We start from the raw sequence: 15,250 nt of genomic DNA on the forward strand, positions 1-15,250 counted from the left end.
AGAGCTTCACTCCACGGCTCAGTCGTTCAGGTGAGCCCGGATAGCCTGGTCACCTTCGTCACCTACGGTCCGAGCCCCTCCCGGAGTCGCTGAGTCAAGAGACGTCGTCTGCATGCCCCTGGCCATGTGCGTCGGGGTTCTTACGGATAGACGGCTCAAGTCGCAGTGCCTCCTGGAATGCGGCATGCGCTTCACCATGCTGGCCGGCCGCGCTGAGACGGTCGCTCAGCAGCAGCAGGGAGTCGAAGAGCCCTGAGTCGTCACGCCCTTGCCGGAACGCCTCCGTGGCCGCCCTCAGGTGCTCGACGGCCAGTTCGTCATCGGCTCGATGCGCCGAGCGCCCGAGCGCGTGCAAAGCTCGAGCCCTGGCCGTGATGTCCCCGAGCGAGGTGTGCACCGCAGCACTCTCGGACAGCGCCATGTATGCCCTCTCCTCTTCCCCCTGCTCGACGTAAGACAGGCCCAGGTTGAGCAGAGCCTCTGCCAGCACACGTTCGTCAGAAGCAAGGCGCAGCTCTTCGACCGCCTGGACAAGCGACTGGACCGCCTCATCATGCCGCCCCAGGCGCCGCAATGCGTTGCCCACATTGTTCAGACACTGGGCTGCCGAGAGCTGGTCGCCGATGACCATGTACCTCTCCCGGGCATGCTCGAGCTCCAGGAGTCCCTGGCTGTCCTGATTGACTTCCAACAAGGCAAGCCCGAGGTTGTTGCAGGAACGCGCCTCACTGTGCACGTCGCCGACCTTGCGGAACACATGCACGGCTCTCATGAACAGACCGATTGCCTCGTCGTACTGCTGGACCTCGAGCATCGCCCGCCCCAGGCTCTCCAGCACGGTTCCCTGCCCCGGCGCCTCGCCCATCTGACCAGCTCGCATCGCTGCAAGTGCCAGGGTGCTCATTCCTTCCTCACGCCGCTCATTGCGCAGCTGTGCCGTTCCGAGAGTCGTGAGCAGAACGGCTTGGTCATGCAGCGATCCGCTCGCATGAGTGGAAAGTGTCAGCGCCCGTTCTAGTTCCTCCAGGGCCTCCTCCACATGGCCGAGATCAAGCAGGGCAATGCCCAGATTGCTGAGGACCTGCGACAGCGCAGCACGATCACCGATTTCCGAGTACCGGACTGACGCCTGTTGCAACACCCGCACCGCCTCGTCAAGCCTCCGCCCGAGCAGGAGCGTGGCACCGAGATTGCTCAGCATCAGCGCGTAGGCCGCCGACTGGTCTGCCATGTTGCCCAGCCGCGCTGCGTCCTGCAGAGCCTCCATGGCCGTGTCGAAGTCTCCAGTCGTGGCCATCGCGACAGCGAAATTGTTGAGAACAGCGGTCCGGGTGTACTCGTCAGCATCGTCGGCAGCGGGAGAATCAAGCACCGCGCTCATGACGCGAAGCAAGTCATCGAACTGCCGCGTCTGTGTCAGGAACTCCGCAAGAGCCAACGCGATAGCCGCACCCTTCTGGGGCAACCCCTCACGCAGGCACAAGGCCACCGCCTCGACAAGGTTCTCCCGCTCATCCTCCAGCCAACCCATGGCCTGCGCAGGTGATGAGAAGACGATGCCTCGCTGTGGTTGCTCACCCCTTGCCCACGCGTCCGCCTCCCGCGCGTACTGCTCGTAGTACCCCATCAGCCGTAGGAGAGCCTGAGGCCGCTCGTCCTCGTCAGCGTGCAGCCGGCCAAGGTCCGATGCGTACTGCTTCACCAGGTCGTGCATGCGCCACCTTCCACTGCCGTGGGGCGACGGCTGGAGCAGGTGCAGCCTCTTGAACCTGCTGACAAGACGATCTGGCGAAGCACCGATGAGCACGAGGACGGCACTATCGGAGAAGTCCCCACCCGGCATCAGCCCAAGAAGACGAAACGCCCTCGCTTGGGCAGGCGTGAGCTGTCCATATGCCCAGTCAAGCGCGAGGCGCACGGAACCAGCCGCGCCGCCCAGGACGTCCACGCGCACAGCCGCCCCTGTCAGCCTGTGAAGCAGAGACGACACCGTCAAGGACCGATCCCCTGCGAGGAGACCAGCAGCAATGGTCAGCGCCAGCGGAAGCCGGCCACACATCTCGCTCAAAGCTGCAGTCGCGGAGGCATCCTCCTCCAGCGGCCCGTCCGCCACGGCTGCAGCAGACACAGCCTGGCGCAGCAGCTGGACTGCCTCGGCCGAGGTCATGGGATCCACCACGATCTGATCCGCCTCACGGGGGCCCTGCGACCGCGTAGTGATCAAGACAGACAGGCCCGGGGCCAGGCTCGCCAGCGGCGCATCGCTTGCCGACGAAACGTCGTCCAGTACCAGCAGGACCGGCTGGCGCCCCGCCCCGGTCACCTGATGCATCAGCGCTGAGCACAACACCCAACGCTCGCCCTCATCCGGTGGCAAGGCACGCGTAGAAACTCCCAACGCCCGCAACAAGTCGAGGGCAGTGAACGGCTGTCCACGAAGACTGAGCCATAACACCCCACCCGGAAACCAACCCAGATCGGTCGCACGGTGCACAGCCTCAACAGCCAACGCCGACTTACCCACCCCGCCCATCCCGGTCAGCACCGATACCTGACCCCGGCCCCGCTTCGAATCCGCCCACAACGAGTACAAACGCTGCAGGGCCTGTGACCGGCCAACAAACACCGCCGCTCCAGCAGGAAGCCGACCACGCGCGCTGACCTTGTGGCGAGGCTCCGCAGCCACGACCCTGGCAATGGTCCGATCACACGCCAGTGACACCGCATCGGCAGCCGGCAAGGCGCTGCCCTGCTTGCCCGTAGCGGCCTGCACGAAAGATGCCCGACCAACTAGCGCCCGCGCTGCCAGCCCCAAGCCACTGCGCATCGCAGACAGCGGCTCACCAGTCGCCACCAACAGCATCGGTGCCAAAGCCGGATCGTCGAGCACCTTCGACAGCGCACGTGCCAAGCTCTCGCCGTCGGCCCCTCGCAGAGACACATCGAGATCGTCGAGCCACAACACCGTGTGAGAACCAAGACGGTCGTCCCGCACGGCATCCATCAGCGCCTGAGACCGGTCAATCAGAGGGGGGCTCCACACCCACCAATCCTCCAACGCCGTCCTGACAGCCTCCCAAGCCGCCCGAGTCCGCCCACTGGAAGGCCGACCCGACACCACCACGAGCTGACTCTCCTCCGCGGCCTCCCGCAAAAACAACGGCAACGGCAGATCACTGGCACGCGCCATGCGGGGAACAAGATCGGTCAAAACCCATCGATCCGGCGAGTGGCCCACCGCAGCTTCCGCCACTGGGGTGATCATCCGCGCCGCAATCCCGAACCGCAGTGCGTCACCCTCAGTAAGCTCCGTCACGCGGGTCCCCAACAGACCACGATGGGCACTCCCAGAACTGCGAGCCGGATACGCCAGAACATCGGACGCCCCACGCGCTCCCACCTCGTACACCACGCCTCGGGCAGTCCGCACATAGACAGGTACGTGAGAGACCAACAGAGACAACTGCCCCCCACGAGGAACCCGCACCTTCTGCGCCCGCTCCCACCCGTCTGCGCTATCGGCAACCTCCAGCACACGCGGCTGAGTGTCCGGCACGAGAACACCCTCAGCCGGCCACACCGGATCACCAATCGTCAGCCGCGGGCCGTCGTGCCGCACCGCGACGATGACATCGTCGACCCCGTCCAGATGCGCCCCCTGCCCTACACTCCCGCCAGTTCGACCCCCCGCAAACTCATCGACCCCCAAGATGCCGAACAACTCCAGCGCCGTCGGCGTCTGCCGAACCCGTTCCGGGAACCGCTGCCAAGCACCGGCAAACCAGCGCCGCAACCTCTCCTGACGCCCCGGCACTTGGACCGCGGCACGCAGCGCCCTCTCCAAAAGCCGGTCGATGTCCGCGTCCGCCTCCTGCAGCCCCAAACCTGCATCAGCGCACACAGCCGCCCACGTCACCCGCTCCTCTAGCGCCAAAGCCGGAGATAAATGCTCGTGGATGCGAAAAATAACCTGACCTGCCTCGCGTAACGGAGCATCCTCCTGACTTTGAGACAGCTCCTCACACAACAACTCCCGAAGCGGAGAAAGAAGCTCCCGATGCAACGCCATGTACCGACCACTGCTGCGCACGGACCACGAGCCGAACCATAAACCCGACTCCGCAGCCACGCTCAGCTCTGGACGCACCTCGACCCTGATGGCTCGCAAGAGGGCCGGCTCGATTCGCGTAGCAGTGCTCAAAGCCACGGCCAGCAACCTGACAGCCTCCGGTAAGCTGTCCAGAGCAGGAGCCCGCTGCGGCCCGTCTACACCCAGATCGTTCATGACAGCGCCGCGTAAACATGAGCTGTAGTCGTGCAGCGGTCCCACGCAAGCACAGGCATCAAGGCAACCAGCCACAGGGGCCATTGCGCGGAAGGCGCAGGAACGAGGGCCAAGGGCCTGCACCCCGCCCGCCGGATCAGCCGCACCACTTCACACCAGTCATCCTCGTGCTCAGATGCCATGCCGCCTTCATTCAGTCCGAAGTCACTCAGAATGAGCACACGCGCACCTGGCGGCGGGGGTTCATAGGCCCTCCAAGTCCACCCAGCTCCAGGACCGCTCCGGTGCAACGGCGTACCGGAAAAGTACTTCACATCACGACTGTGCCTGCCGGCCAACGAGCCAATTCTTGTGACCAGTTCAGACTGGTCACGATAGAACGGCTGCATGCCCATTCCGAGATCCACGAGAACCTGTACCCCGAACCGAAGCGTCCGCACAGGTTCACGCGGCAACTGTGACAGCACATCACCCCGGCACACTCGTTCAAGCAACAGACCAACATCGACAGGGCCCTCGGGAACAACGCGCGACAACAACAGATGCAGTGTTGCCGCTTCCGAACTCGGCGGCAGCAGTGTCTGGTGCGGAGCATCCTGTTGAGGCGCATGGCGTGGCTGTTCAGCGAGCGCCGGCTCCGTCCAACTACGCTCCGCTGCCGCCATTCCGGTGCTGATCGGACTGAGTACCTGCAATGCCTCCTCAGGAACCTGAAGATGCCGTCCTGTCTCAGGAAGAGCAGATCTCGCAGGCTCCTCCTCCGGCACCGGGAAGCGACCTGCAGGAGCACTGGAAGCAAGCCGTGCAGGCTCCTCACCGGGAAGCAAGCGGGCAGCCGTTGCCTCCCGCGACATGCCCAGCAACGACGCAATACGACTCAGCATTTCATGGTCGGAAGGATCCACGCCGATGGACGCCACCACTCTGGCCATGTCGGCAATCCAATTCTCACCTCGCGGCCCATCCTGGCCAAACCTGATGGGAACCATCTGCAGAATCACCCCCGCAAGTGCTGTGGCTTTACCAAGGTCAACTTACGAACAGCGTCCCACTGCCCTTCCCCGACCTTGATCTTCAGCTCCCGACACGCCCAGAGAGCATCCAAGTATTCCGCAGTACTAGGCTCTCGAACCCCCTGACGCCGAGCTGACTCCCTCACCGTCTCCAGCTCACACGCAAGCGCCTCAGCCAGCTCCATATCCGCAGAGGAAAGATTCTTCCCCACCCTGACCTTCAAATGCTCCTCCGCGATCCGCACCAGCTGCTCCACAGAAGAGGGTGGCGTCAGCTCAGCAATCACACAACGACGAAGAAACGCCTGAGGTAACTCCCTCTCCTCATTCGTCGTGATGACCACCAGGTGCTGATGGAACGGGCGCCCCGGCATCGCCTCGGGATCCGCTTCCACCGTGACCCGTTTCCCAGACTCCGCCACAGTAAAGTCCTGGGAAGCCAGAGGCACCAGCAACCCATTGGGAACGTCTGGATCCGCCTTGTCGATCTCATCGATCAGTACGACTGAATGCCCAATGTCGCGCGCTTTGTTCCTCACCTCCTCCGGGTGCACATACCCCTCCGCCGACGGGAATCGAGCTCGCGCGCTACGCCGAACATGCTCCGCTGCCGCCCGAGGGGCGAACGCCCACCACAAAGGGCCCGGTTCGACATAGATGTCCGGCTCATGCAGCTTAGGCGCGCGAAATCCCCGCCCCTGTGCGTCAGCGAGACGGCGTACGCCGTCAAACGACCACTGAAGATCACGGGCTCGCGTCTGAGACGTCACAACGAACTTGTAGTAGCGCCAATTGCGCTCCTTCGCCACGAAGGGAGCCATGGAGCTTTTCCCTGAACCAGGCTTCCCTCGCAAAAGCAAAGGTCTGCCAGCTGCGAGTGCGACCTTGATCGCCAAATCCAAATCGTCTGGCATGACATACACCATGCCGTCATCACGATCGGGTCCAACGCCCGTAGCGCTGGCATCATCCATGGTGAGCTCTTCCTTCATCGTGAATTCAACTAGCCATACCCATGACGCTGTGCAAAGTCTGCTTGAAAGAGAACGCGTCCCTCTCGAGTTGCGCGGAAATTGCCAGCAAAGTAGCGTGCGACAAATTCAAGTCTTCGAGGATCTTCTCTTCTGGTAAGGCGTCCGGACACACCACGATGATGACAAGCCACGAGTATTTATCATGCAACTCATTCACCACGTGAGCAATATCTTCGAAATCGTGGCCGCGCGCGTTAATGATGAGATAGTCGCGTCGCCTTCGAGGTCCGACCATGCCAGGCAGGAGGCCCATTTCAGGAGGCATTTCGAAAACCTCTTGCAACGCGGACACGCAACTATCCATCAACTCCTCGTAAGGACTGCTCTCGTCGAGTGGAATATCGCCATGCGCTGCTAATGAACGGTGAGAAAAGGACCCCGGTTCGTTGCAGAGTGCCCGGGCAATATGCTGCTCGGCTGCCCAGTTTCCATACGCACGCAGCAAGATGAGACACGGCGCATGCCCCTCCTCAGGAGGGTGGGGTGGCGCAAAATTAGACGCGACATCAGGATCTGCCCAGGAAGGCAGCAACTCCGCGACTACATGGCTCAGCTGCCCTGCTCCGAGACTGGGACGGAGCGCAGCGATTGATGCCGGTAATTCGGTATTGCCGTTCTCTCTCACCTGCTCGCCGGCCCGAAAGAGCATGTGGGTGAGAAAGAGCTCCGCGCCGATGCTAGCCCGCATATGCATCCGGTCATACTTTGAGCAGCACAACGCTATTGCGGCATCTTCGAGAGACGATGGGTCACATTCTCGCGCCACTCGTAGAAATGCGGCAATGCGCTTGGTCCATGCGTGAAACGCGCCATCACCAGGCGGTCCGGCGACAGGAGCGAACTCGTCCAAGATCCAATTAATGATGAGCTGCGTCAACTGACCGACCGGTAGGGGCCTCTTCTCTCTCTGGCCGAGTTCCGCCTGCAAGGTTAAAAGTGCCCCGAACCCCCTCTTGCGGGCCAGGCTAGTGTCTTGGGTTCCCAGAAAGCACGGAAGGACAGTCCGTAAACTTCGGACGAAATGCCGAGACATGAGCACATCAGATTCACGCCGTACCCAGTCCGAACCTTCGATCGTCTTAGGGCCCAGCAGGACGATCGCAGCGTCACACAGATACATCTCTTCGTACAGGGAAGGGCTCCAAGCCTCTCCTACGCGCAGCCTCTCAACATCAACGAAGACGTCGTAGCCGCGCTCGGATAACTCAGGTTTGATCACAGAGAGGGCTTCTACAACCTCTGCATCCTTGCCGCTTCCGTGGCTGACGAAAATCTTCAGCTTGCTGCCCGCCCTCGCTGCCGACGCTCCCCACACGCGCCCACCCCCCTGCGCGTTCCTCGTGCCTGATTGTGCTGGACCTCCGCATCCTCCTGCAGGCGGTTGCGAAAGATTGCAGCACTCGAGGCACGACGGGATAAGCCCCTCACCACAGCAGCCGGTAGCTGTCTCCTTCGCCCGTGAGTCGGCGCCTGGCGCCATTCGCCAGACCATGAGGAGGTTCCAGAGCAGACACCCACCCGGCTGGAGGTCTGCGTGACTGCCAGGCGTGTCCCCACGGGCAGCACGGGGGAGGGCGCGGCGGGTAGCAGCGATCGCGGTCGAGACGGGTTCGGTGCGGGATGTGGCGAGAGCTGGGAGGCCTGCTGGCGTCCGCCGCGCTGGCCGTCTGCCCGAACCCACCATCGAGGACCTCCCGCAGGCAATCGATTACGTGCCCCGTAGCGTGCCTCCGTCAGTGACGCCGCCTGCCGAAACGAGAAGGCATGGATAGCCTCTGATGCTCCGCTCCCCGAATCGTCCGCTGCGTTTCCCGCCCAGCTCCCTGTGCTTCCCCGCCCGACTGCAGCTTGAGCGCAAGGCGCTGGAGTGCCCTCAGCCACTGCTTGTCGTGCCCTCTGCTTCGAGTGAGCTTTCACGACCCGGATCTAGAGCGACGTGGTGCCGCCGGCGCTGGGAACATGTGCCGAGCCGAGCAGCTCGGAGAGGTCCGCCAGATCCGGGGGAGTGATGACGACCAGCTTGATTCCGGTGCGCAGGGCGAGCTGTTGCTTGGTCCGGATCTTCGCGACGTAGTCGTCGTTCGTCCGGCCTGCGTACTCGACGTACGTGCCGTCGGCAAGCTGCCAGTCGGCCCGGAGGCGGCCGTGAGCGTTGAGTTCTGGATGAGCAGGGCAGACCGGTTCAATCTGATGCTCGACACAATGGAGGCTGAGCCAGTCGTCGATCGTGCGCTCCGCCAGACAGCGGCAGGATGGCCGTCGGCTGCCGTGCAGTGGCGCGCCCGGGAGGTGGCAAGGCCACAGCGTTTGTGCGGTCATGGACGGCACCCTGGACAGGACGGGTGCGCATCGTGAGCCGGTCCTGTGTTCTTCGCACGTGCACGGGACCGGCCGTGCACCACACGACCAGTCCGCGTCAGGTCAGCGGATCGCCTCGTCGATGAGTACGTAGGGCAGCCCGACGAGGGTGCCGCTGCTGGCGATCTCGCGGCGGTCAATCATGACCCGTACCTCGGCCCGCGAGATCCACACGGCAAGGGTGGGCGGCTGGCGTGTGTCAGCTGGGATTGTCCTGCTTCCACGCCTCGATGATGTCGATCGGGATACGTCCGCGTTCGGGCAGGTCGTATCCGTTGGCAGTGGCCCAGTCGCGGATGGTGCGGGTGCTGACAGACGTTTGGGCGGCTGTGGCCGGTGTGCTGCTTTGGAGAGTCGACGGGGTGAACGCGGGAGCGTGCTCGAGGAGATCTTTGGGGAAAAAGGGGACGCTGGTGGTCCCACGGAGCACGCTGACGAGGAACTCGGTCAAGGAGCCGTTGTAGGTGAACCAGGGGGCGCGCAGAGCCTCGTTGACGGCGACGGTCCACTCGTCTGGGGCACTGGCGGGCTGGGTGACCCAGAAGAGGTAGTCCCCATTACCGGTGACTCCCATGGCGAAAAGGTTCTCGGGGGAGTACGGCAGTGGCCAGGGGTGCCGGGCGGCCTGCCGGACCTCCTCGATCTGCCCACGCAGACGCGCCGGCATGGGCCCGGTCAGATCGGCCCATTCGCTGGGGGCATGCGGCTGGTAGAGGGTGATGAATCCGCAGAACTGGCCCGGTCCGTATGTGGTGATGAGCTCCTTGTAGTCCTGGGGCAGGCCTGTGCCCAGTGTTTCTTCTACCTGCAGCCAGTCGGGAGCGGAGGGAACGACGGCAGGAGGCGGGCACAGTGCGGTCAGCGCGGTGAGAGCGGTCATGGGATTCCTCGGCGGCTAAGGACGGTGTCAGGGGCGGGGCTCAAGGTGGGCGGGGTTGTCGATGAATTTTCCCTCGTCGAACAGGAGTTTTCCGTCGCGGCCCTTCTTCGTTCCGAATGCCTCGAGCTGGATGGTCTCGGGAGGTGAGTCGGGATCGTCGTCTGCGTACTCCAGGTACACGCTGTACTGGACGACGTCGTGGTCGTAGACAGCGTCGTACACACGCTGCTCGAACATGCTCATTCGCGGCGTGTTCGCCGGGTTCTGAGAGATCGTGAACAGGTTGTCGTCGATGTCGCCGGACCCGCCGAGCTGCCGCGCCAGCATGTGCCCGCGGGCCTGTCCCTTGTCCGACTGATACCCCGGAGGGATGATCGAGTTCCGGGCAGACGTGCCCTCGTCGAGCATGTTGCGTGTGATCACCGCGTGCATCTCGAAGGGACGCCCGTGCTGGTCGCGAACCCACCTGACCTGGCCTCCCCACGTGGGATCCGGCTCGCAGGCTGCCAGGCCCAAAGGGTCCGACAGCACGAACGGGTTCACTACGTAGGAGTAAGGGTTGATCGACGGAGCGATACCCAGAGGGTCAGGCGACAGGTACCTGCCCACCTCGGGGTCGTAGTAGCGGTTGAAGTTGTAGTGCAGACCTGTCTCGGGATCGAAATACTGGCCCGGGTACCGCAGCGGGGTATATGCGCTGCTGTTGGTGTTCCACTGGGTGGCTCCCCAGGCGGTACTACGGGCACGCCAGGCCAAAGACCCGTCGAGCGACACCAGCTCGGTGGGACTGCCGACGAGATCGGTGACCATCGCGAAGAATCGACGGTCGACGTCCCGCTGTGTGCCGTCGGTCTTCGTCTCACGCTGGCAAAGCGGTCGTGCTCCGGCGTAGTCCCATACCAGGGTCGCGTCCTCACCCCGCTGCTCGGCCAGCTGCGCGCCATCCCAGCAGAACGTCGTGGTCTGTGTGACCTCCTCGTCGTTCCGGCCGAGGCGCTGCTTTGACAGGCGGCGCCCGAGAGCGTCGTAGAGGTAGCGCCAGCGGTCCCCTTCGGGTGTCTGCACCTGGATGAGGCGGTCTTCCGCATCCCACTGGAAATGCCAGGTCAGCGTTGCTCCACTGAGCGTCTTCGTACGCCGGAGGGTGAGACGGCCCTGCGCGTCGTAGCTGTAGCGCGTGCGTCCTGCGCGAGTCAGACGCGCCCCTTCGTAGTGCCGGTCGCCTGCGGCCGCCTGACCCGGTGCCTGGTCACACAGAGCGGTGCGGCTCTGGTCGCCGGCAGCGTTGTAGGCGTACTGCTCCGTCCAGCCGCGGGCCTGAACCTCACACACGCGACTGGCGTCATCCAGCGCGAAGGTGCGGCGCCCCGCCAGGCTGTCCTCGACGCTGGTCGGCATGCCGTCGGCCTGGTAGGTGTAGCTTCTGCGCAGCAGAGGCGACCGGTCGCTTTCCCATGCCGTGTGGGTGACCCGGCCGACCGGATCCCAGTCCTGCCGCATTTCCAGGGCATCGTCGACGAACCGCGCGGTCTCGCGTCCGAGTGCGTCGCGTTCGAACCGGAAGACATGGTCCCCGGCCGTGTAGGAGGCGAGGCCGCCCGGCGCGTACTCCATGCGGCTCTCAGCACCGGAAGGTGTGCGCCTGGCCACGCGGCGACCGAGGGCATCGTAGGCAAAGGACAGAGTGGCGCCGTTGACCGTCTCTGAGACGACGCGTCCCAGAGGATCTCTCTCCAACAGGATGCGAGAGTGCGCGTTCACGATCTGTGCGACGTGGCCGCTCTCGTCGTGGTCGAAGTGCGAGGCCGAACCGTCGCCGTGCTGGATGCGGGTGACGCGCCCCAGCACGTCGCGGTCGAAGCTGAGGCTCTGGCCCGCGGCGTTGGTCCGCCGGATGAGGCGTCCACAGGGGTCGCGCTCGTACGTCAGCATGCGGCCGTCGAAATCCTTCTCGGCCACGAGCCTGCCGGCAGCGTCATAGCTGTACTCCCACACCAGACCGTCGGCGTTGGTGACCGCAGTCAGCCGCAGCTCTGTGTCGTGGGTGAAGCGATAACTGCTGTCCTCGCCCGTCTGCGTACCGAGCAGCAGGTCGAAAGGGCCGCAGGAGTGCGTGGAGGTCCGACCCATCCGGTCAGTGTGCGAGACCAGGTTGCCCTCGCCGTCCCACGTCCATTCCTCGCGACTGCCGTCCGGCAGTTCACGCCAGGTGAGCTTGCCCTCCACGCTCCAGCCCTGCCGGACGACCCCGCCCGCGGCGTCGACAACCTCGACGACACGTCCGAAGGCATCGCGTAGGCACGAAGCGGTCGACCCATCGGGCCGGGTGAGCTGTAGGCGCAGTCCGGCGGCATTGGTCGTGATGTGTGTGGAGGCTCCCACCGCATCCCGCACGAGACACAGGTGCCCACCGGAGGTGAACGCGTACTCCGTGCGGGCGCCTGCCGGGTCCACAGACACGGTGAGGTTGCCCCGCTCGTCGTAGCCGTAGGAGCGGGAAATCCCGGCACGCTCAGTGATCACCTCAGGCTGATGCAGCTCGCTGTAGCTGGCTGTGGTCCGCACGCCGTCCGGCGCGACAAGCCCGACGAGATTGCCGTGCTCATCACGCTCGAAGCAGGTCGCGCGCCCCAGCGCGTCGGTCTGGACCAGCAGATGGTCGTGGGCATCGAACTCGAAACGTGTGGCGTGCCCCAGAGGATCGATCTCGGCTGTGATCTGGAGAAGACCGTTGACGACGTACGTGGTTGTCGCGCTCTGCGAGTTGGTGTACCGGGTCACCTGGTCGCCGGTTTCCGGGTGGACACCATACGCGAACGTCGACGACAGATAGCCGTCGGGGCCGACGGTAGAGATCACGCGGCCCTCGGCGTCGTAGACATACCGGAACGTCGAGTCGTTCCGGTCGGTCCAGGAGGTGATCCGGCCTTCCGGGCTGTAGGTGAATCGCATGGGCAGGCCCGAGGAGTTGGTGACCTCGGTGAGGTTGCCCAGGCCGTCGTATCCGTATCCCAGGACGGTGACCGGGCCTTCGGCGGTGCGCAGGGAGAGTTCGCGGATACGCGTGTCTTCAGCCGTGAGCTGGACGGTGTAGCCGCCGTTGTGGGTGACCACGGTGGGGGTTCCGTCTGGGCACCGGGAAACGGTGATCCGATTGTGGTTTCTGTCGGTCAGCCTGGTCAGCCAGTAAGCGGGAGAGGCGCGGTAGGGGCTGCCGGTGAAGGAGCGGGTCAGCCCGGTGTGAGGGTCGGTGGTGAGGTAGGTGGTCTCGTCCTCGCTCTGACCGCCATGGACCAGAGCGATCCGGGGACCCTCGATGGGCAGGACTGGGGTTCCGTCCGGGAGAGGGAGACGGGGATAGACCAGGGTAGAACCGTCCTCGCGTGCCCAGATCGCACCGGCTCCAGGCGCGTCCAGTTCGAGGCGTTCATCGAGGGTGGAGGCCCAGCTGCGGCCGAAGAAGTGCCCGAAGCGGTACTCGGACAGATGGGTGCGGCGAAGGACGAGGGGAAGGACTCCGGGAAGGGACAAGTCGGTCTGGGGGAGAGTCATCTCACCCGTCGCCACGTCGACCGGGTCGTTCGCGCACTTCTTCTTACCGAGCTCGATTCCGTGTCGGCGCGGGTCGGACTTCACTTCGCTCAGCGAATCAGGCTTCAGGTGAGCGTCCTTGCCCCTGCCACCATGATCGCCGGAGTTCTTACCCCGATCCCGGTCGTCGTGCTCGCCCTTGCGCTGGCGGGCGATGCGGAGCGCGGTCTCGTCGTCGTTGTTCTTGTGGTCCTTGGAGATCTGCTTGACGGCCTTGGGGAGCGTGTCGCCGATGTGGTCGCCCATGGTCTTGGCGGACTTCACGAGGGCGCCCATGGCCTTCTCGATGACCGGGTCGAGGGCGTTGGCGATGTCGTCCCGGCCCTTGTTGCGGCCCTGGTGCCCCTTGGCCTTGTTCAGTTTCCCGGCGGTCTTGCCGTGGATGCCGGCGCTGACACCGTTCAGCCGGGTCCCGGCCTGGTCGTGCTCGTCGTGCTCGATGTGGAAGCCCGTGCCCTTGCCACCTCCGCCGCCTCCGGCGGAGGCGAGGTTCAGGCCTTCCTTCGCACCCTGTACGCCCTCGTCGAAGCCCTCCTTGCCGGCCTGCTTTGTCTGGTCGAGGTTCACACCGTTCTGGACGCCCAGCGCGTCCATGCTCACCTGCACGACCAGGTCGGCCGCCATGTTCTCCAGCGCGGCCACGACCGGCTCGGTCATCACCGAGACGATGTGACCGACGGCCTCCTCCATCGCGCTCGTGATCAGCTTCAGGAGCTGCTTCTTCGTGAACGCGATCGCACCGGCGCCGAGCAGGGCGGACAGACCGCCCGTCACGGGGATGAGGGCCATGGCGAGACCGGTCTGGCCGGCCAGGATCCCCAGCTCCGCGACGGCCTTCCACTTCATGCCCTCGATCGCGCCCGCCGCCAGGTCCAGCGCGTCCGCGATGGTCCGTGCCGCGGACACCAGGTCCTTGAGGTGCTTGCCCTTGACCTTGGTCCAGTGCTCGTTGAGTGCGTCCATCGCCTCGCCGTGACCCGACGACAGCAGACGTTCCATGTGGTTGTTGGCGAGCTGACCGTCGTCGGCGAGGTCGTCCGCGAACTCCCGCAACGCGTCCGCCATGTCGCGATAGGCGTCCTCGTCGACGTTCGGCCAGTTCACCCCCACCAGGTCCAGCAGGGTGTCCGCCCAGTCCGGCACCGTGACAGCCATGGCGTGAAATCCCCCGTCAGATGATGATCAGTCAGCCAAACAGTCCTACCACGGTGTCGGCGCGACGTGTAATCCGCGATAGCAACCTGTAGGGATGGATGACGCAAAACATCCCCGGTCTGACGAACTCAACAGGTCACGCGCTTGCGCATCCAACGGGCCCTGCGCAGCAACCGTGGACGCCGTCGCACATGCGACTGGGCCCCAGAAGGTACGGGGCCTTGCGGAGCTCAGCAAGTCACCACCAGCACCCCCATCGGCCACTCACGACACCGCTCATGCCAGACCGCAGTGCGCGGACCAGGTAGATATCAAGGCGCTGGCACGGTGTGGTGCACCGGGACCTGAAGCCGCAGAACGTGAACCCCCGGGTGGATCAGCCCGGAGCACTACCGCACGGGCGCCACGGGACCAGGCGGGGACGTCTTCACCTGGGGCGCCCTCGTCGCCTACGCCGCCACCGGACGCCACCCGCTTGGCAGCGGCGCGCCGGACGTCGTTGCGTATCGCGTCATGGTGGAGGAGCCCGACCTCGGCGGTCTTCCCGAACCCCTGCGGGAGATCGTGGAACGTGCTCTCACGAAGGACCCCGGCGGCCGGCCTGCCGCCGGCGACGCGGCCGAGGCCTGTGCCGCCCTGCTGGCCGCGCATGCCACCCAGGTCCTGGCCGCGCCAGCTCGTTGTCGACGAGCCACTTCTGTACGGCGGCTGTGACGTCGCCGCTGGCCGCGTCGACCATGGCCTTGAACTCGGCGCCGTCGAATCCTTCCTTGCCGGAGCCCGGGCCTCCCTGGTTGTCGGCGTAGGCGCGTTCTTCCGTTCCGTCGCGGCGCTGGATCACGTTGCGGCGGACGCCGGGGGAGTAGGCCGGCGGAGTCGTGCTTGAAGGAGCCTTTGCGGGCTCGCACGGTGAAGGCCACGAGCCCGCCGTTGG

General features: G+C 64.7%; 8 protein-coding genes and 1 pseudogene. 1 reads left to right on the plus strand and 8 read right to left on the minus strand.

The features are described from left to right. Positions 1–94: 94 nt before the first annotated feature. From SGA01_RS13750 to SGA01_RS13780, 8 genes and pseudogenes are all read right to left on the minus strand, one after another. Positions 95–4,285, minus strand: a complete 4,191-nt coding sequence (locus SGA01_RS13750; RefSeq protein ID WP_167534085.1) for a tetratricopeptide repeat protein — start codon at positions 4,283–4,285, stop codon at positions 95–97. Continuing rightward, entirely contained in the window at positions 4,282–5,217 is a 936-nt protein-coding gene (locus tag SGA01_RS41020; RefSeq protein ID WP_167534086.1) for a hypothetical protein, read from the minus strand. The genes SGA01_RS13750 and SGA01_RS41020 overlap by 4 nt, the downstream gene beginning before the upstream one ends. A gap of 65 nt (positions 5,218–5,282) precedes the next feature. Next, positions 5,283–6,290 (minus strand): AAA family ATPase, encoded by a 1,008-nt coding sequence (locus SGA01_RS13755; RefSeq protein WP_141296791.1) that lies wholly within the window; start codon positions 6,288–6,290, stop codon positions 5,283–5,285. A 7-nt stretch (positions 6,291–6,297) separates the two neighbouring features. Further along, a complete protein-coding gene (locus SGA01_RS13760; RefSeq protein ID WP_167534087.1) occupies positions 6,298–7,647 on the minus strand; it encodes a toll/interleukin-1 receptor domain-containing protein in 1,350 nt (449 codons plus the stop codon). Between the two features lie 611 nt (positions 7,648–8,258). After that, complete coding sequence (locus SGA01_RS13765; protein WP_141296793.1) at positions 8,259–8,651, minus strand: hypothetical protein; 393 nt, start codon at positions 8,649–8,651, stop codon at positions 8,259–8,261. A gap of 102 nt (positions 8,652–8,753) precedes the next feature. Next, positions 8,754–8,843 (minus strand): annotated as a pseudogene (locus SGA01_RS13770) (NUDIX hydrolase); the annotation flags it as partial. 46 nt (positions 8,844–8,889) lie between these two features. Next, positions 8,890–9,570: an Lsr2 family DNA-binding protein gene (locus SGA01_RS13775; RefSeq protein ID WP_141296794.1), complete on the minus strand. Its 681-nt coding sequence runs from the start codon at positions 9,568–9,570 to the stop codon at positions 8,890–8,892. A 27-nt stretch (positions 9,571–9,597) separates the two neighbouring features. Next, positions 9,598–14,316, minus strand: coding sequence for an RHS repeat-associated core domain-containing protein (locus tag SGA01_RS13780; RefSeq protein WP_141296795.1), 4,719 nt, complete (start codon positions 14,314–14,316; stop codon positions 9,598–9,600). Positions 14,317–14,829: 513 nt separating this feature from the next. Between SGA01_RS13780 and SGA01_RS42670 the strand changes: the two genes are divergently transcribed. Further along, positions 14,830–15,030 (plus strand): hypothetical protein, encoded by a 201-nt coding sequence (locus SGA01_RS42670; RefSeq protein ID WP_174867305.1) that lies wholly within the window; start codon positions 14,830–14,832, stop codon positions 15,028–15,030. Positions 15,031–15,250: the final 220 nt, after the last annotated feature.

Source organism: Streptomyces gardneri (assembly GCF_006539185.1).
Classification (GTDB): domain Bacteria; phylum Actinomycetota; class Actinomycetes; order Streptomycetales; family Streptomycetaceae; genus Streptomyces; species Streptomyces gardneri.